The sequence below is a fragment of the Cellulosilyticum sp. WCF-2 genome, from assembly GCF_003990395.1.
Classification (GTDB): Bacteria; Bacillota; Clostridia; order Lachnospirales; family Cellulosilyticaceae; genus Cellulosilyticum; species Cellulosilyticum lentocellum.
Window position 1 is genome coordinate 1744498 of record NZ_CP034675.1, and the last position, 19491, is coordinate 1763988.

General features: G+C 34.0%; 15 protein-coding genes and 1 tRNA gene. 11 read left to right on the forward strand and 5 right to left on the reverse strand.

Annotation, left to right across the window (positions count from 1 at the left end):
* Nucleotides 1-48: 48 nt before the first annotated feature.
* The 5 genes from EKH84_RS07655 to EKH84_RS07675 all read left to right on the forward strand — a co-directional run bounded on the left by EKH84_RS07655 (nt 49) and on the right by EKH84_RS07675 (nt 5522).
* Nucleotides 49-1668, forward strand: a complete 1620-nt coding sequence (locus EKH84_RS07655; protein WP_127065847.1) for a MutS-related protein — start codon at nt 49-51, stop codon at nt 1666-1668.
* Nucleotides 1643-3139, forward strand: coding sequence for a MutS-related protein (locus EKH84_RS07660; RefSeq protein ID WP_127065848.1), 1497 nt, complete (start codon nt 1643-1645; stop codon nt 3137-3139). Before EKH84_RS07655 ends, EKH84_RS07660 begins: the two co-directional genes overlap by 26 nt.
* A 121-nt stretch (nt 3140-3260) precedes the next feature.
* Complete coding sequence (locus EKH84_RS07665; protein WP_013655956.1) at nt 3261-3674, forward strand: hypothetical protein; 414 nt, start codon at nt 3261-3263, stop codon at nt 3672-3674.
* 34 nt (nt 3675-3708) lie between these two features.
* The gene (locus EKH84_RS07670; protein ID WP_127065849.1) at nt 3709-4404 is read left to right on the forward strand and encodes a flavodoxin family protein; all 696 of its coding nucleotides are present in this window, start codon (nt 3709-3711) and stop codon (nt 4402-4404) included.
* A 281-nt stretch (nt 4405-4685) separates the two neighbouring features.
* Nucleotides 4686-5522 (forward strand): CvfB family protein, encoded by an 837-nt coding sequence (locus tag EKH84_RS07675; RefSeq protein ID WP_127065850.1) that lies wholly within the window; start codon nt 4686-4688, stop codon nt 5520-5522.
* Between the two features lie 245 nt (nt 5523-5767).
* Here the strand turns inward: EKH84_RS07675 and EKH84_RS07680 are convergent.
* A tRNA-Pro gene (locus EKH84_RS07680) sits at nt 5768-5840 on the reverse strand.
* 142 nt (nt 5841-5982) lie between these two features.
* Between EKH84_RS07680 and EKH84_RS07685 the strand changes: the two genes are divergently transcribed.
* Together EKH84_RS07685 and EKH84_RS07690 are read left to right on the forward strand one after the other, a co-directional pair.
* A complete protein-coding gene (locus EKH84_RS07685; RefSeq protein ID WP_127065851.1) occupies nt 5983-6597 on the forward strand; it encodes a restriction endonuclease in 615 nt (204 codons plus the stop codon).
* 57 nt (nt 6598-6654) lie between these two features.
* On the forward strand, nt 6655-7110 hold the full coding sequence (locus EKH84_RS07690) for a DUF986 family protein (RefSeq protein ID WP_127065852.1): 456 nt from the start codon (nt 6655-6657) through the stop codon (nt 7108-7110).
* Nucleotides 7111-7193: 83 nt separating this feature from the next.
* On the opposite strand, the gene EKH84_RS07695 is transcribed toward EKH84_RS07690, so the two are convergent.
* Nucleotides 7194-7868 (reverse strand): Crp/Fnr family transcriptional regulator, encoded by a 675-nt coding sequence (locus EKH84_RS07695; protein ID WP_013656029.1) that lies wholly within the window; start codon nt 7866-7868, stop codon nt 7194-7196.
* 209 nt (nt 7869-8077) lie between these two features.
* On the opposite strand from EKH84_RS07695, the gene EKH84_RS07700 reads away from it, so the two are divergent.
* A complete protein-coding gene (locus tag EKH84_RS07700) occupies nt 8078-8419 on the forward strand; it encodes an immunity 51 family protein (RefSeq protein WP_013656030.1) in 342 nt (113 codons plus the stop codon).
* 94 nt (nt 8420-8513) lie between these two features.
* On the opposite strand, the gene EKH84_RS07705 is transcribed toward EKH84_RS07700, so the two are convergent.
* From EKH84_RS07705 to EKH84_RS07715, 3 genes are read right to left on the reverse strand one after another with little or no spacing between them, the layout of a single operon-like run.
* Nucleotides 8514-9635, reverse strand: coding sequence for a DHHW family protein (locus EKH84_RS07705; RefSeq protein WP_127065853.1), 1122 nt, complete (start codon nt 9633-9635; stop codon nt 8514-8516).
* A gap of 10 nt (nt 9636-9645) precedes the next feature.
* Nucleotides 9646-11031 carry an MBOAT family O-acyltransferase gene (locus EKH84_RS07710; RefSeq protein ID WP_127065854.1) on the reverse strand — a complete coding sequence of 462 codons (1386 nt, stop codon included), beginning with the start codon at nt 11029-11031 and terminating at the stop codon, nt 9646-9648.
* Between the two features lie 13 nt (nt 11032-11044).
* Nucleotides 11045-11872 (reverse strand): DUF4358 domain-containing protein, encoded by an 828-nt coding sequence (locus EKH84_RS07715; protein WP_127065855.1) that lies wholly within the window; start codon nt 11870-11872, stop codon nt 11045-11047.
* Between the two features lie 238 nt (nt 11873-12110).
* On the opposite strand from EKH84_RS07715, the gene gshAB reads away from it, so the two are divergent.
* From gshAB to EKH84_RS07730, 3 genes are all read left to right on the forward strand, one after another.
* Nucleotides 12111-14444, forward strand: a complete 2334-nt coding sequence (gene gshAB / locus EKH84_RS07720; RefSeq protein WP_127065856.1) for a bifunctional glutamate--cysteine ligase GshA/glutathione synthetase GshB — start codon at nt 12111-12113, stop codon at nt 14442-14444.
* A 213-nt stretch (nt 14445-14657) separates the two neighbouring features.
* The gene (nifJ, locus tag EKH84_RS07725; protein ID WP_127065857.1) at nt 14658-18197 is read left to right on the forward strand and encodes a pyruvate:ferredoxin (flavodoxin) oxidoreductase; all 3540 of its coding nucleotides are present in this window, start codon (nt 14658-14660) and stop codon (nt 18195-18197) included.
* Nucleotides 18198-18513: 316 nt separating this feature from the next.
* Nucleotides 18514-19347, forward strand: coding sequence for a sugar phosphate isomerase/epimerase family protein (locus EKH84_RS07730; protein ID WP_127065858.1), 834 nt, complete (start codon nt 18514-18516; stop codon nt 19345-19347).
* Nucleotides 19348-19491 lie beyond the last annotated feature (144 nt).

Consider the following 19491-nt stretch of genomic DNA (forward strand, 5'->3'; position numbering starts at 1 on the left):
ACACATGCGTCATAGTTTATACTCCATCTAAAAAGGAGGGGATAAGCTATGACGTTTTTTAGTTTGCTATATGAATCAAAGGAACAAATGCTCAAGCTAAAAGAAAAGGCAAAACAGCACCCGAAGGGGTTATTATCTCAAAAAGATGAGCGCAAATACGAGTATATAGGTAATAAAATGGTAGCACTGCAGGAGAAAAAAGCATTTGAGGAAGTTCCTTTATTTTATAAAGACCTGAACCTTAATCAAATTACAGAAGACATATTTCCTATCAGAGATGATGAAGAGTATAGAAAATTATTTTTTGAAGTACCAAATGAATTATCCTTAATTATTTATAGGCAAGATATACTCAAAGATTTAGATAAGGATGCAGTTTTTGAAGGAGTTAACTATTTACTAGAACAATTGCAGCTAGTACAAAAGCTAATCGGATATAAGGAGGAGGTAACTCATGAAGTGCAAAGGATAGCCTATCAACTAGAAGCTATGATAGTTTACTATGAGGCAATAGTGAAGTTTATTAATCTAGTAGAATACCGTATAGCATCTAAAGGTCTTCAATTAGCCAGTGGATATATGAAAGCATTGATAAATACAGAACAAAACATATGGAAAGAGAGCGAAAACCTATATGAAAGGTTAAAAACTATTCACTATACTATGAAGGTATCACATAAAGAAGTAAGTATTACTATCACTTGTGAGGAAACAATGGATGATCGAGAGAAAGCAGATGATAATAATAGTAAGAAATTTTCTTTTTTTAACCAGATTACTTACAATAATATAGAGCAACAAATAGGAGATTATTTATTAGAACAATGTTCAACATTATTTAATAAGTGTAAATTCTGGATAGAAAATCATAAAGATTTTTATGATTCGAAGATAGGACAATTACGAAAAGATTTATATTTCTATTTTCAAGTAATCCTTTATAAGAAAAGGTTAAAAGAGAGAGGTCTATTTGTAACTTACCCTATGGTTTTAAAAGAAGCATCATTAAAGCTAAGCGGTATGTATGATCTAGCGTTAGCAAGAAAATTAATGTCTCCTATAATTATTAAGAATAGTATAGAGCTAGGCCCAGAGGAATATGGGGCATGGATTACAGGTGCCAATCAAGGTGGAAAAACGACTTATCTTCGGAGTCTAGGGCAAAGTATTGTTTTGGCCCTGCAAGGACTATTTATACCAGCTAGTAAGGCACAGATACCGTTGTATCAAGGTATATGCACGCATTTTAGCACAGAAGAAAGTACTATGCTACAAAATAGCAAATTACAAGAAGAGTTAATGAGCATTAAAACATTGTTAGAAACTTCTGATGAAGGAAAATGGATGTACTTATTTAATGAGCTTTTTTCTTCAACTACTTCTGTAGATGCTTACGAGTTAAGTCAGCGTTTAATCAAGAGATTATTAAAACAAGGCCACCATACTTTTTGTGTAACTCATGTTCCAAGCTTGACGGATACTTGTCCACAAATGATAAGTCTAGTAGCAGAAGTCCTGGAAGATACGCTTCATACAAGAACATATACAATTGCAAGAAAGCCAGCCGGAGAGTTGGCTTATGCTTCAACAATAGCTAAGAAGTATGGTCTTACCAAAAAGGAGATAAAGGAGGCGATAGCTCATGGAAAAGCAGCTGAGAGTGAATAAAGAACAGTTAACATATGAAGAATTGTTGATAAGGGATTTGAATTTGGAGATTATCCTTGAAGCTATGGCGCAAAAGGATAGGTTTATTTATGAGATTTGTAAAAAACATCTATTAACCCCTTTAATGAAAGAAGATGAGATTAGCGCTAGACAACAGGTAAGGAAAGATTGTAAGCAGTATCCTAAACTTTTTAGATTAGTTTATGAGTATGTGTCAGAAGGTATTGAAGTGGCCAAGGAAGAAGAGGAATTTATAAAGCCTAAGTATAATCAAACTATCCGTAGTGAGAAAAGACTTATGACACAAAGTGAAATTCTAGAAAAAAAGGTAAGCTACCTCTATAAAGTGTGTGAATCTTTATGTCAATTAAAAGAAGTAGTTCATTCCTTTAAAATGCAAAGCTTATGTGAGGAGCTATTAAGTAAGTATTCCAATTCATTTTTTTATGAGGTAGAAGATTTGATAAAAATAGCTCGGAAAATCAAAGAAGGAGCCATTATTATATTAGCAGGGGAGATAGGAAGAGGAGGAAAGTATACAGAGGTAGAACTTGAATATATAGAATCGGAGAAAAAAGAGGTGAAAGGTCCAAAAAAGTATTTGATTGGAAAAAAGGCAAAAAGAGAAAAAGTGATTAGCTTAGATTATAGTGCTTTAGAAAATCAAGCAGAAGAAATCAGAGAAGCTGTTTTAATAGAATATATTCGAAGGTTTTCAAGTTTAAATAAAGAAATAGGCTACTTATTTGAGGCATTAAAAAGTGAATTTGCCTTTTATGTAGGTGCTTTTCAGTTAGAAGAAACACTTAGAGAGCAAGGTATATGCATATGTGAGCCTACTTTAAAGAAAGAGTGTGACAGGTTTATATTTAAAGAGCTTATAGACCCTGGGCTTAGCTTAAAGAAGAAGCAAAAGACGATAGGTAATAGCTTCATAGCTAATAACAAGCACCTTTGGTTAATTACAGGAGTTAACCAAGGTGGGAAATCTACTTTTTTACGAAGTATAGGAATAGCACAGCTTATGGCTCAATGTGGCTTATTTGTGACAGCCAATCAATATGAAAATAAGATTTTTACAGGGATATTTACGCATTTTACCGATTCGGAAGATGAAATGATGATAGTAGGCTTACTAGAACAAGAAATTAGAAAAATGAAATATCTTATTAGTATGATGAAGCCTAATAGTATGATACTGATGAATGAAACATTCAGTACTACTGCGGAAAAAGATGGTGCACAATTAGCAGAAGAAGTAATAGAGGCTCTAAAGGAGTCGAGCATAGATGTTTTTTATGTAACCCATCTATATTCATATGCACAAAAAATGAGTTTAAAAAGTGAAAAAGATATATTATGCTTAAGAGCCATGCGACAGGAGGATGGTACTAGAACTTATCATATTGAAGAAGGAGAGCCGCTTAAATCTAGTTATGCTACAGAGCTGTATTACAAAATAGTGGATTGATAGTACTGATTTTTTTAAAATGATTAAAATTTAATTAAAAATCTGTAAATCAACTTGATTTACAAACATTCATTAGTTAATATAATACTAACAAGTGTTAGTTAATGAAGGGGGAATAAAAATGGAGCTATATTTTGGAAACATAATAACAAGTATTTCTAGTTTATCAATAATAAGCATATGGATTTATATAGGTTATACTTATATAAAAAGAAATACAATAAAAACATGGGGGCGTAGGGTACTATGTATTGTCTTATGGGGGCTTTGGGTATGTATTTTGGTAGCAACTAGAGATGACTATCATTATTCAGTACGAGCTGCTATGGGGGAGAGTATAGAAGCAGGGCTGTTTACGCTCCCTAGTATACAATCACGTTTATGTACCCTAGCAGGAGCGGTCATTGGTTTTGCAGCATTAAGTAGTTTATTTATAAGAAAGCAAGGGTATTGGAAGGTTATGTTTTTTATTTTATCTAGTACTATTATTTTTAAAACACTATTAATTGAAGCTTCAAGAATAATAATGCTCTAAAATAAGAGCCTAGCAGAGGCGAGGGGGAAAGGATATGAAAGTACTTATTATTTATGGGACGAATCGAAAAGGGTTTACTTATAAGTCAATGGAGGTATTTAAAAGAGAGCTAAAGCAGCTAGCAGAAAGATTAGAAGAAATAGAGTTTGAAGAAGTTTTTGTGCCAGAAGCCATGCCATATATATGCTCAGGATGTAAAACTTGTCTTATAAGGGGCATAGAGTATTGCCCACATAGTGCTAGCATGCTACCCGTCATAAAGCAAATGAGGGAAGCAGATGGTATTATTATAGCTTCCCCCACTTATGTATTCGATGTGACTGGAGGCTTAAAAAATGTATTAGATCACTTATTTACCCTGTGGCTTTCTCATCGACCTGAACCTATCTTTTTTAATAAGGTAGGTTTCTCCTTTGCAACAGCAGCAGGAGCAGGAATGAAAAATACACATCGAACCATTAGAAGTACATTTAAATATCTTGGATTTAGAAAAATATATTCTTTTAGTGTAAGAGAAGCACAATATGGACAGAATGTAGAAGGCATGAGAAAGAAAGCTAGAAAAAGAGCCAAAATCTTCTATAAAGCACTCGTTCACCAGAACTTAGGTAGCACTAATTTATTTAGGTATATAATGATGAAGCTTATGGCAAAGATGATTAATACTTATGATGAAAATGGTATCGTGGGATTAGATAAAAAGTATTGGAAAGAAAAGGGTTGGTTATAGCAATTTATAGTAGGATTTGTATAAATAGAAAAATTTTTTAAATACACCCCCTTTATTTTAAGTCAGAAATAAAGGGGTGTATTTTTTTATTACGATTTCTGTAGACCTGCTACTTTATCCAGGACAATAGTTCTCAATACAATTTAGTAAAGGAAGAAGATGAAGCACCTTGTGTTTTTAAGGAAATAGATAAAAATAAAGTGAGCTAGAAAGGTAGCACCTGAGTTAAGGACTGTGTTATGATGGAGGTCGATTAGTAGGAGTAAGCAAAGGAGAATGTAATGATAGAAATTGGAACGTTTCAGAGGTTGAAAGTAGTAAGAGAAGCCACGCAAGGCGTATACTTAAATGATTTAGAAAAAAGTGATAGAGATATTTTACTTCCTAGAGGGCAAAAACCAGAAACTTTGCAAATAGGGGATTTGATAGAAGTATTTGTGTATAGAGATTCAGAAGGCCGAAAGATTGCAACTCTTAAAAGGCCAAAGTTAATAATAGGAGAACTAGCACTATTAAAAGTGGTAAGTATTAATCGTATAGGTGCATTTTTAGAATGGGGATTAGAAAGAGATTTATTTTTACCGTTTAGTGAGCAAACAGAAAAAGTGAATAAAGGAAGCTCTTATTTAGTAGGTATGTATAGAGACAAAAGTGATAGACTCTGTGCCACTATGAGGGTTTATGAACTATTACAAGCGCATTCACCTTATAGGGAAAAAGACGAGGTGAGTGGAATCCTTTATAATATAAAAGAAGCTTTTGGTGCATTTATAGCTGTAGATAACAGGTATCATGGTTTAATACCTATTAAAGAGCTCTATGGAGATTATAAAGTAGGTGATTTATTAAACTTAAGAGTAAGTAAGGTTAGACCGGACGGTAAACTAGAACTTAGTATGAGAAAACCAGCGCATTTGCAAATGGAAGATGATGCAAAAAAGATTATGGAGATATTATATAAAGAAGAAGGGAAGTTAAAGCTTCATGATAAGAGCTCACCAGAGACGATTAAAGAGCAGCTAGGAATGAGTAAAGCCGGTTTTAAAAGAGCCATTGGTAGATTGATGAAAGAAGGTGTCATAGAAATTAAAGAAGATGGGATTTATCGAAACTGGTAAGTAAAGTGCACGAATGGTAAAGTATTTAAATAGGTACTTTAATAAAAAGGGAGAGTTGTTAAATTCTTTGCGAAAAATTAATTAGACAAAAGGGGATAAACTGTGATGTAATGATTAAAAAATGAGTAAAGAAGCCTGCTTTAAGGTGAGCTTTATTACCTTTTTGTAAAAGAGCTAGGAGGTTTAAAAAGGTCACATGATGATAAATAAAAAACCACCTTATTTATCTAATAAGGTGGTTTTAATCGGAATGACGTGACTTGAACACGCGATCTCTTGCCCCCCAGACAAGCGCCTTACCAACTAGGCCACATCCCGAAAGTGGATTTTTATGTGTCTACAAATTTATTCTCGCTCCACTATTATACATATATTGGATAAGAAAGTAAAGACCTAGTGATTAAACCAATCCCATTTGGTGAATGCTTAAAGAAAGTAATTACCTAAAGGGAGGAAGTCAATGAAATACATTTTTAATGGACTTATTATGCTGTTTAGTTTTTATATAGCACTTTTGATTTTTAAAGGAGAGGCTAACACTTTAACTTACTTTACTCTGATTTTCATTGAATGGGTGTTAATGCTTATAGGAAAGCCATTTCTCAGACAAAGTACATTTAGTAGGCTTTATAAGAAGGGAAGCCTCGGAGATGAGAGGGGACCTTATGGTAAGATCCATATGAATAGTATCGAAGAAGACTTAAATAAGGTAGAAGCTAAAGATTTTGACAAGCTTATAGCAGATTTATATCAAACAAAAGGGTATGAAGTAGAAGGTATTCCAAAATCAGAACAAATGAGTATCAATTTAATAGCAAAGAGAAAGAAAGAAGTTATTGCCATCTGTACTAAGTATAGGACTGAAATAGATGCTGATTCATGGAAAGAAGCCGTTCAAGGAGTTTCTGAGAATATGAAGCATTATAAAGCCAATAGAGGAATAGTTATAACAAATAGTAAGTTTAATAATTACGATATTAAGGAGGCTAGGCCGAAACATACACAATTAATAGACTATCATTTATTAGTTCCACTTATAAAAGAGGGGATGCTCATCAATCTGAAAAATGGTTAACTTAAAGATGGATAAAATTAAAAGGCTTAATAGCGATGATTAAGGGGATGATGAAAAATGAAAGCAAGTTCATCAGATAAAGAATATGGTGATTTAATGTTGGTTGTGAAATCAAGAGCAGGTATCTGGTATACGATTATGTTATTTATGTGGTTTGTAGTAATCATGATGGCACAGGACTATTGGCGTACGCAAAGGCTTGCAGTAATTGGATTAGGGATAATTGTAATTATTCTGTCATTAGTATTGATACGCATGAGACATAGAAAAATTAGCTTTTTTGAAAAAGGTATTGTATTTAAAGGGACTTTTAAGCAAGACAGAATACACTACAATGATATTATAGAAGTCAAAGAAATAACTAGAAAAGGACCTACTACCTATGTGATTGTTTTAAATAATGGAAGAGATCTTCATTGGTCTGAGCAAGAGTTCCTAAAATTAGAAGTTGCCATGGATAATTACAGAGGTTATATGGGCAAGAAAGAGATTAAAGAAGTAAATACAAATTAAAAACGCTTAATAAAGAAATGTATAGAATTGACAATTAAAGGGGCTAGGACTCATTTGTGAGTAGCCCCTTTAACTTCTGACTTTTAAAGAAGGGATTTAAGTTTTGTAGGGTTAATGATAGTAATACCACCTCTAGAAAGTTCCACAATTCCTTCGTTTGAAAAATATTTTAACATACGCGTAACGACTTCCCTAGCACTACCTATATATTTGGCTATTTGCTCATGAGTAAGACGAAGAGTTGTTGAATGAGTCTTTGACATTTCATCTACTAAAAAGATGGCTAAGCGTTTATCAAAACTCATAAAAAGTATTTGTTCCATGGCCCACATCACATCTGAAAAACGATCTACCAAACGTTTATAAATGAAATTTTCTACATAAATATTATCGGTCATAAGGTCAGAAAGTATATGGGAAGAAACAGAAACAAGTTCACAGGTGTCCTCAACATCAATGTGTACATCAAAGGTAATTTGGTTCAAGATACAAGAGGCAGAAAGTAAACAAAGCTCTCCAGGAACTAGACGAAAGAGCGTAATATCTTTGCCTTCCTCTGAGAGCATATAAACTCTAAGCAGTCCTGAGCGAATCATAATAAGCCCCATACAATTTTGATCACCACGATGCATGGTCTGCCCTTTTGTAAAACGAGCTATAGAGGTATGGGCAATAACATTACTTTGCTGATCTGCACTTAAATGAGGCCAAAAGTCTAGGTTGTCTTGTAAAAATACCATTACATTCTCATTTAACATAGAATTCTCCTTAAGTTTATAGATAGTTTTATTTTAAGCTATTTAAAGAGCAATAGCTAGATTCTTTTATATAAGATGAGTATTTAATATTTGCGATAGGATAAATATAATATAAAATTTTCGTATTTTATATTGACAATAGAAAGAAAAAAACTATTATTATTAGTAGTAGTATTTGGAAAATAAAGTAAGTTAAAAGGGGAGTCATTATGAATTTTGAAAAACAAATAAAACCTTTCTGGTGGAATGATTCAAATGGTAGTTTTTCTGTATGTTTAAATGCTGGAGATTATAAGCCTGAAATTTTTGAGTCTAGAGAAGATGAGGGGTGTGAAGGAAATGGATATGACTGGGAAGCTTTAGCTAGAGTTTTCCTTGAGGAGAAATGTGAGGAATTATTAGAAGATATAGAGTTTGATTCAGAAGCGGGCATGTTTTGTGCCTATAGTGAAGATTCGGAAGCTCTTAAGAAGTTTGTATTAGCATTTAAAGATGCTTGTGAAGATTCAGAGTTTATTTTAGAGTTGTTTTCACGTGCTGAGATTGATTAAAAATAAAAGATGTATAGTGTTAATAAAAAGTGTCTGTTACCTAAAAATGAGCAGACACTTTTATTAACGTTATACATCTTATGATTTAAAAAAGTTATTTAAGTAATAAACTTAGCTTAGGTTCTACACTAAAATTCTGTACATTATAAAGTAAGAGAACTTCTGATATGCCAGCTTCTTTTGCAAAAGTTGCAACAGGCACATTCATTAATCGTAAGTCTAGAACCTGAATTTCTTCGTAGTGCTGCGTTAAAAAAGGAATAAAAGAGTTTGCATAAGAATCTTTAATCACTAGAAGCTTACGTCCATTTTTAATAGAGGTTTTAATTTTAATTAAAGGGTGATTGTTATCTAAGAAAACACTATATTTATCTTTTGTATCTAAATGAGAATATTCATAAAGACTAGAAGAGGTCTTTCCTGTTACTTCATAGGTTATTTCCAATGCTTCAGTTTGTTTAGGATAAAAGAGCTGCATCGTATCAGGTGTAGCAAAACTGAAATTGCCTTTAGAGAATAAGGTTCCATAGAAGGCATCACTTACATCTTCAATTTTAAAGTCATCTAAAGTTAAAGCAATTAAATCAGCTGATTTGCAAAATTCAGTATAAGCATAATAAGCTCCTAAAGTAGTCCAGTGATGATCTGTTTTATAATAAATGTACTCATCCTTATGAGTGCTTAAAGTATTAAGAAAGTCTAGTTTAGTAACTTGATTAGAAAGTTTATTATAAAAAGTAGAAATATAAAATGCTTCATCATATGGGGTGGCGTAGTTTGGCAATTTATCTTCAAGCACTTTGGTTGCAGTAGGAGCAAGTCCAACATAAACTTTAAACTCTTTAGCAAGTTCATTAATATAAGTGGCATTTCTAGCTGCTAAATCTAAATCGGGTGCATCAAAGTTTTGAAGAAAGTAATCATCTTTTCCAATATAAACGCCATTATTATCTTTCTTTTGTAAAATGAGTTCACTATAAGCTTTAGTAGAGATAAATTGATTTCTTAAAGGAAATTGATCAGCTATATAAGTCTCAAAAGCTTTGCCATAAGTACCATCTAATAAGCTAGCCATAGTAAAAGATGGCTTAGCACTTAAGTTACGGTTTTCTAACTCTGAGAAGGTCTTGTCTTTGGCTAGTAGTTGTAAACCAAAGAAAGTAAAAATATAAAAGATAAAAGTAATACCTATTACAAAAGGTAATTTTTTCTTCATGGTTCACCTCCTAAAATCTAAAGTATAAAAACGGGTTAAAAGTAGCATCTACCAAGTAAGCAGTACTTAGAAAAAGAGTAACGACATAAAATGCAAATACAACCCATTCATTAAGACGTGCTTTAAGATTATTCATTAGTGGTGTTGCAAATACGATTCCAATAATGATAAGGACATAAAAATTGGTGATAGCATATAATGAGGGGGTATTAATGAAACTGTTAGTACCTATACCAAACATAACCTTTAGATATGAAATGGCTTGTTCCAAAGAGTCATGAGCAAAAAGCACCCAACTTATTGTTACAACAAATAAAAGGTAAAATCTAGAGATAAAGCTAGGTAATTTTTCTAAATACTTAAGTAAAAAGCTACGCTCTATAATCATAAGCACGGCAAAGAAAAGACCCCAAAGGATGAAGTTCCAGCCAGCACCATGCCAAAAACCTGTTAAAAACCATACAATCAAAATGTTGAGATAGAAACGAGGCTTACTTACACGATTCCCTCCTAAAGGAATATACACATACTCTCTGAACCAACCGGTTAAGGTCATATGCCATCTTCGCCAAAAATCAGATACACTTTTAGCAATATAAGGATAATTAAAGTTTTCGGGAAAACGAAAACCTAACATTCGGCCAAGTCCAATAGCCATATCAGAATAGCCACTAAAGTCAAAGTAAAGTTGAAGTCCAAAACTAATAGCACCTAGCCAAGCTCCTATAATAGATAGATTATTAATAGGTGTATTGAGTATTTGATCCCACAAAAGACCAATGTTATTAGCAATAAGTACTTTTTTTCCAAGTCCTTCGATAAAGCGCATGGCACCTAATCCAAAATCTTCAAATGTAACTTCGCGGTGATTAAGCTCTTTTTCAACGGTGGCATAAGTAACGATAGGGCCGGCGATAAGTTGAGGAAACATTGCTACATAAGCACCAAAGGCAATTATATTTTTTTGAACTTGAATTTTACCCCGATATAAATCAATGGTATAGGACATGGTCTGGAAGGTATAAAAGGAAATACCTATAGGTAATGCAGTACGAAGTAAATCCCAATGAGTTCCTAAAAGTGCATTAGTATTACTAATAAAAAAGTCGGCATACTTGAAGAAGCCTAGCATTCCTAAGTTTCCTATAAGAGAGAGACCAAGTCCTAATTTGGGAATCAGCTTATGCTCCCTAAAGCGATCAATGATGCGTCCACATGTGTAATCAAGCACAGTAGAAAAAATCATAATAGACACATAAACAGGTTCGCCCCATGCATAAAACATGAGGCTAGCTAGAAATAATATAAGATTGCGTAAATTTTTAGGGAGTATAAAGTAGACTGTTAAAAAAACAGGTAAAAATATAAATAAAAATAGTAAACTGCTAAATACCATAAATCAGAGCTCCTTACTTGATAAGGCTATTAAAGTTTGAAGCAATAGTACTTGCCGCCTCATCCATAGCAAATAATATGTAATTTCCTTTAGTGATGACTTGTCTACCTTCAAAGGTTTCAATAAGAGAAGGATAGAGCATTTGTCCAACATTTTCGGCACGTTTATTAATGCCTTCTACAATAGTATTTACATCTTTAACATCTTTAACCTTAAAGACACCAACTTCTGAAATACTAAAGCTTAACATTGGCATTTTAACGCAGTAACTGTCTAGAAGGCTAGTATCAATACCATAGAGATCTTTTAATAAGGTATCATCTACATCTGTTAGGCGAGAAAAATCAAGATCAGAGGTAATCTTACTATATACTTCACTAGCACTTAAACTAGTTGTTTCAGGGCTGGGTATTGGTTCTGGTTTGGGTATTACTTCAGGTTTTGGAGTTGCTGCAGGTTTAGTACTAGCTTCAGGTTTTGGTGAAGGCTTAGGTGTTGCTTGTGGTTTAGCAGTCGCTTCAGGCTTTAGACTTGTTTGTGGCTTGGAAGCTGTCTCAGGTTTTTTTGTTGCCTCAGGTGAAGTACTTGCTTCTGGAATCACACTTTCTTCGGGTTTCGTAGTTGCTTCAGGCTTTACAGTTTCTTCTGGCATAATACTTTCTTCTGGAACAATACTAGATTCAGGTTCACTAGTTGATTCTTCAGTAGTAGGTTGTTTTTCTTCAGGGGTAGAGGAAGCCTCTGTATTCATCTCGGATGAAGTTGGTGCTTTAGAACTACAGCCTACAACGACTGTACTGAGTGTTAGCGCGGCCATAGCCATTACAAATTGTTTTCTCATAGTTGTCTCCTTAACATAAATCCATTAATTGTTAGATTGCAATGATAAAGTGTAATCATAAAATATAAGTATATTTATAAGAATTATGACGAAAAATGGTATAATAAGGTTCCCTAAATCAATAAAATACGAGAAAATATTAAAATTGAATTATTGTTTAGCTTTTAATAAAAATGAGGTATACTATTTTATAATCATTATTACTTAGTATACATTAATGTAGTTGGAAGGAGATTTTATGCTTAATCAATTAAAGCAATTATTTAATAGAGAAGAATTATTAGCTGCAAGCATTGGTATTGAAAGAGAAGGGCTTAGAGTAACACCTGAAGGAAAGCTTGCTATGTCCAAGCATCCGGCTGTATTTGGGGATAAACTTAAAAACCCATACATTACTACAGATTTTTCTGAGAGCCAGGTAGAGATTATTACACCTAATTTAGATAGTAGTCAAAAAGCATACGATTACTTAAATATTTTATATGATATAGTCGCACTTAATATAGAAGATGAATATATATGGCCGGGTTCTATGCCGTGCGATATACCAGCAGATGAACATATTCCTATTGCCGAATATAGAGATTGTAAAACTTGTCAAGAAGCGAGGCTTTATAGGGAGGAGCTACTTAAGAAGTACGGAGGGAAAAAGCAACTTATTTCAGGAATACATTATAATTTTTCCTTTGAAGAAAACTTTATACAAAGACTTTATGAAGCAGAAGATACTCACTTAAATTATCAGCTATTCAAAGATAGTATTTATTTGAAGATGGCAAGAAATTATTTAAGGTATCGTTGGTTACTTATTTATTTATTAGGAGCGACACCTGTATTTCATAAAACCTATGCTACAGAGTGTACACGCTATTTAAATAAGGTAGATGAAGAAAGCTTTACAAATCCAGGGGCTGTATCTTATCGTAATGGTGAATGTGGTTATAAAAATCATACTGATCTTTATCCTGACTACTCTAGTGTAGAGGCCTATGCAAAAAGTATTGAGAGATTTGTAGCAGATGGCATGATTCAAAGTCACAAAGAACTTTATAGTCAAATCAGGCCAAAGGCAAAGGATAATACAAGACTACTGGAGTCCTTAAAACAAGAAGGTATCTTATATATTGAAGTGAGAAGTATTGATAATAATCCTTTTGAAAAAGGCGGTATTAGCTTAGAAGACTTAGAGTTTTTACACTTATTTATGTTATACCTTCTCATAAAAGAAGAAAGTAAAGAAGAGCTAATTAATTGGCAGGAAGAAGCTACTAATAATCAGCGTTTAATTGCCAAGGGTGGAAGATTAGAGGTTTGGTTAAGTAAGGAAGGAAAAGAAATTACGAAGACCGAGTGGGCTTTAGAAATTTTAGATGAAATGAAAGTGATGGAAGGAACTTTAGATCTTAACAGGGCAGAAGTTATTGATGAAATGGTCAAGAAGGTATGTGATCCTGAGCGTACTTATGCAGCTAAAATAACAGAACTCTCTAAACAAAAAGGCTATTTACAGAGCCAATTAGAACTAGCAGAAATTTATAAAAAAGATGCTTATGCGAACCGTTATAAACTATATGGTTATGATGATATGGAACTTTCTACACAAATCCTTATGAAAGAAGCTATTAAAAGAGGAATAAAAGTAGAAGTATTAGATCGTAGTGACAACTTTATTGCCCTTACTCAAGGAACACATACCGAATATGTGAAACAGGCTACCAAGACATCTAAAGATAGTTATATGACTATGCTGATGATGGAAAATAAAACAGTTACTAAGAAGGTGTTAGAGAAGCACCAGGTTTGTGTACCAAAAGGTATTGAAGTTTTTAAAGGACAAGGCTTAGAGTTAGCAGTTAAGCGTTATGCCAATAAACCTATTGTTGTTAAACCAAAATCTACGAATTTCGGTAAAGGCATTAGTATTTTTACACAGGGAGCCAGTGAAGTAGATATCAAAAGGGCGCTTGAGATAGGCTTTGAACATGATGATACAGTGTTAATTGAAGAGTTTGCTAAAGGTAAGGAGTACCGATTCCTTGTAATCGGAGATCAAGTGGCAGGAGTTCTTCACCGCGTACCGGCCAATGTTATAGGTGATGGAGCACATACGATAACACAGTTAGTAGCTATAAAAAATCAAGATAGTTTAAGAGGGAGAGGTTATAAAACACCATTAGAAAAAATTAACTTAGATGCAAGTAGCGCTTTATTCCTAAAACAAAGCGATTTGGATTTCGACTATATTCCTGCTGAAGGAGAGGTTGTTTATTTGAGGGAAAATTCTAACATTAGCACAGGTGGAGATAGCATTGATTATACAGATGATATTCCAGAATACTTTAAAGAGATAGCTGTTCGTGCAGCCAAAGCAGTAGGTGCTAAGTTTTGTGGTGTTGATATGATGCTAGAAGATTATAGAGATGAAAAAGCACCTTATGCAATTATTGAACTTAACTTTAATCCCGCTATTCATATTCATTCTTATCCTTATAAAGGAACAGAACGTCAAATAGCTGAACAAGTTTTAAAGGTACTAGAATTTAATTTAGAGTCTGATTGCACTCAGTATTAGATGATCAAATAAAACTTATAAAAGAATAAAATGGTAAAAGCTGAGATTTTCGTATAGCGAGAAATGCTCAGCTTTTTTCTTTTCTCTCTATATGTCTTTGTATAAAACAAGTATGAATTATCCTTTAATGTGAAACACTAGTGAAGTGAAAAATAGAATAAAAGATATCGAGAAAATAGGCTTCAAGTTAAGACATTAGAAAGGAAAGATGAAATGGGAAAAACAATGATGACTGTAGATGGTAACACAGCGGCAGCATATATCGCTTATGCGTATACTGATGTGGCAGCTATCTATCCAATTACGCCATCTACACCTATGGCTGAACAAGTAGATGAATGGGCTGCACAAGGCAAGAAAAATATATTTGGACAAACTGTCAATGTAGTAGAAATGCAATCTGAAGCAGGGGCTTCAGGGGCTTTTCATGGTTCACTTCAAGCAGGTGCGTTAACAAGTACCTTCACTGCTTCACAAGGTTTGTTACTTATGATTCCAAATATGTATAAGGTATCCGGAGAGCTTTTACCAGGTGTTTTTCATGTGAGTGCTAGAGCAATAGCTGCGCAGGCTCTTTCGATTTTTGGTGATCACCAAGATGTTATGGCTACAAGACAAACCGGATGTGCGTTATTTGCAACTAGTTCTGTTCAAGAGATTATGGACCTAGCACCAGTAGCACATCTTGCGGCTATTAAAGGACGTGTACCCTTTGTTCATTTCTTTGATGGTTTTAGAACTTCACATGAGATTCAAAAAGTAGAAGCAATTAACTATGAAGATTTAGCAAAGCTAATGCCCGTAGAAGAGCTTCAAGCTTTTAGAGATAGAGCTTTATCTCCTAATCATCCCGTTATTCGTGGTACAGCGCAAAATCCAGATATTTATTTCCAAACAAGGGAGGCAAGTAATAAATTTTATGAAGCTCTAGTACCTATTGTAGAAGAATATATTGAAAAGATGAATGCCCTTACTGGCAGAAAATACGGCCTCTTTGATTATTATGGAGCAGAGGATGCAGAAAATATTATTGTAGCTATGGGGTCTGTAACAGCTACCATTGCGGAAACTATAGATGCCTTAAATGCTAAAGGACAAAAGCTAGGTCTTGTTAAAGTGCATCTTTATAGACCTTTTTCAGTAGAACACTTTCTTAAAGCGGTGCCAAAGAATGTTAGGCGTATATGTGTACTGGATCGTACTAAAGAGCCAGGTGCTATAGGGGAACCACTTTATTTAGATGTACGTGCTGCTTTCTATGAAAAAGAAGATGCACCCATGATTATTGGTGGTCGTTATGGATTAGGCTCTAAAGATACCACGCCAACAGATATTAAGGCAGTAGTAGAAAATCTTTTAAGTAGTACACCTAAAAATCAATTCACTGTGAGCATTGATGATGATGTTACGCATACTTCCATTAATACAAATGAACCACTTAAGCTTCAAGTGCCGGATTTAGTACGTTGCAAATTCTGGGGACTAGGTTCAGATGGTACAGTTGGGGCTAATAAGCAAGCTATAAAAATTATTGGTAATTATACGGATATGTATGCTCAAGCTTATTTTGACTATGACTCTAAAAAGTCTGGTGGCTTAACCATGTCACATCTTCGTTTTGGTAAAGAACCGATTAATGCACCTTATCTTATTGATGAAGCAGATTATATTGCTTGCCATAATCAATCTTATATACATCAGTATGATGTTTTAAAAGGACTTAAAAAGGGAGGCATATTCGTTCTTAACTGCTTATGGGATGAAAAAGAATTAGAAGAGAATTTATCAACTACCATGAAGCGCACCATCGCAGAAAATGACATCCAATTCTACATTGTAAATGCTGTTAAAATTGCTTCTGAAATAGGACTGGGTAACCGTATTAATATGATTATGCAAGCAGCCTTCTTTAAGTTAACAGATATTATACCAGAGGCCCAGGCAGCTCAGTATTTAAAAGAAGCAGTGGTTAAAGCTTATGGGAAAAAAGGTGAAAAGGTTATTAATATGAACTATGCTGCTATTGATAGGGGGCTTGAGGCAGCGATAAAAGTTAATGTGCCAGAAAATTGGAAAAAAGGAACAAGTGTAGATGAAAGAGGTTTTGACGAACCTGAATTTGTAACGAAGATATTACGCCCTATGAGTAGACAAGAAGGCGATAGCCTTCCAGTAAGTACATTTAATGGGATTGAAGATGGTACTTTTCCAAGTGGTAGTGCAGCTTATGAAAAGCGTGGAGTAGCTATTAATGTACCAGAGTGGGTTCCCGAGAACTGTATTCAATGTAACCAATGCTCATTTATTTGTCCGCATGCTACAATTAGACCTTATCTTTTAAATACCGAAGAGGAAAGCGAAAAGCCAGGTAGTTTTGTAACACTTAAGGCCATGGGAAAGGATATGAATGAGTTTGGTTATCGCATTCAAGTTGATACAATGGACTGTACAGGCTGTGGTAACTGTGCTGATATTTGTCCAGGTAAAAAAGAAGGTAAGGCCCTTATTATGAAACCACTCCATACTCAGGTAGAAAAGGAAGTACCTAACTGGGAATATGCAGTTTCTAAAATTGCCAATAAGGGAGATGTTATGGCACCACATACCGTCAAAGGTAGCCAGTTCAGACAACCTCTTCATGAGTTCTCAGGTGCTTGCGCAGGCTGTGGTGAAACAGCGTATATTAAAGTCATTACACAGCTTTTCGGAGATCGTATGATGATTGCTAATGCCACTGGTTGTTCTTCTATTTGGGGGGCATCTGCGCCTGTTACACCATATACGGTCAATGAAAAAGGCCAAGGACCATCATGGGCCAACTCTTTGTTCGAAGATAATGCTGAATATGGATTAGGAATGTATCTAGGTGTGAAACAAATGCGAAATAAAATCGAAGACAATATGAGGTCTTTACTAGAACTGCCTATTGATGAAGATATGAAATTAGCATTTAATGAATGGTTAAGTACAAAAGAATCTGGGGCTGAATCTAGAAGAATAAGTGAGCAGGTTCTAGCGGTATTAGAAAAAGACACAACGGCTGACGAAGCTACTAAAACTTTAATTAATGAGATTAAGGAAAGAAAGGATTATCTTGTTAAACGTTCACAATGGATATTAGGTGGTGACGGCTGGGCTTATGATATTGGTTATGGTGGTCTTGACCAAGTCATGGCCTCAGGTGAAGATGTTAATGTGCTTGTATTCGATACTGAGATTTACTCTAATACAGGTGGTCAAGCTTCTAAATCTACACCAGCAGCAGCTATTGCCAAATTCGCTGCCTCTGGTAAAAAATCTCGTAAAAAAGACTTAGGTTTAATGATGATAACCTATGGGAATGTGTATGTAGCTCAAGTATCTATGGGAGCAGATAAAAATCAATTTATGAAAGCTGTTATAGAAGCAGAAGCACACCCAGGGCCATCTATTATTATTGCTTATGCCCCATGTATTAGTCATGGACTAAGAGAAGGTATGGGCAGAACAACAGCTAATCAGGAACAAGCTGTTAAATGTGGTTACTGGCATTTATATCGATTTAATCCATTGCTTAAAGAACAAGGTAAAAATCCATTTACTTTAGATTCGAAAGAACCAAAAGAAAGTTTTAGAGATTTCATAATGGCGCAGGTGCGTTATTCAGCTTTAATGAAACAGTTCCCAGAACATGCTGAACATTTATTTGAACTTACTGAGCAATATGCAAAGGAACGTTATGAAAATTATAAACGTTTAGCTGAACAAGTATAGAGCTAGGGAAGTTAAAATATATCAGAGGAGAAGATATACCAATTAGGTGATATCTTCTCTTTTGCTGTATTAAGAAGACAAGAATTATAAGTGTAATGAGAATAAACCGGTTTATAGGATATAAAAGTAAGATTAGTGCATGATTATTTACAATAATATACAATTGTATCGTATATTCTATTGATTTAATTTTTTTTGTAGCATATAGTAGTTTTAGTAGAGTGTATACGAAATAACATTGTACATAATTTCAATCTTGTATAGGGGCCCATAAAGAAAAGAGATATAAATGGGTAAGCTGATGGGAGGATGTTATATGAAGTTGTCGGTTTGTTATAATCACATTTTGTTGGCAAGTGAACAAACAGGTTTATCACTTTCAGAGGTATTGAAAAAAGTAAAAAATATGGGGATTCAATCTGTGGCATGCTCCTATGAAGAGTTAAAGCCTTATACTAGAGAGATGAAAGTATTATTAAAGGCAGTCGAATTGGAGATTAGTTGTATCTATAAATATTTTGATTTTGGTTATGAGGAAACAGGTGAAGCTGGTTACGGATTAATTGATCTAGCGGAGCATATGGGAGCTAAGTTTGTACTAGTCATTCCAGGATTGTTAAAAGAAGAAGTAGGTATCAAACGCGAACAAGCTATAAAGCATATGGTTGAGGCATTAAGATTAATGTGTGATTATGCCAAGGATAAGGGAATCACTGTTACTTTAGAAGATTATGATAATGTTTGTGCACCTTATACTACAGCAAAAGAAATATTATGGTTTATGGAGCAGGTTCCAGATTTAAAGCATACTTTTGATACAGGTAACTACAGATATAGAGGTGAAGATGAAATCGAGGCTTTTGAGTTGTTGAAAGACTATATTGTATATGTTCATGTAAAAGATAGAAGTACTGCCATGAAGGGAGAAGAAGTGGCTAAGATAGCTGCTGATGGAACGGCCTTGTTTTCAACTCCAGTAGGTTCTGGTGTTATTAAAATTAAGGAAATACTTGATAAACTAGAATTTATGGGGTATGATGGGACACTTAATATAGAACATTTTGATGCATCTAATCAACTAGAGTATATAGAACAATCTATAAGATGGCTTCTCAAAAATATATCTACCAATTCAGAGAAAAATATATAAATAAAACTATCTCAAAACGAATATATAGATTGTTTTTTAACAATAAGGATATTAGCAAGAAGTTAGATTCTTAACAATACTAAAGTAAAATATATTAGTTGAGTATAAAAAAGTAATTTTAAACAAGTTATTTAAAAGAAATTG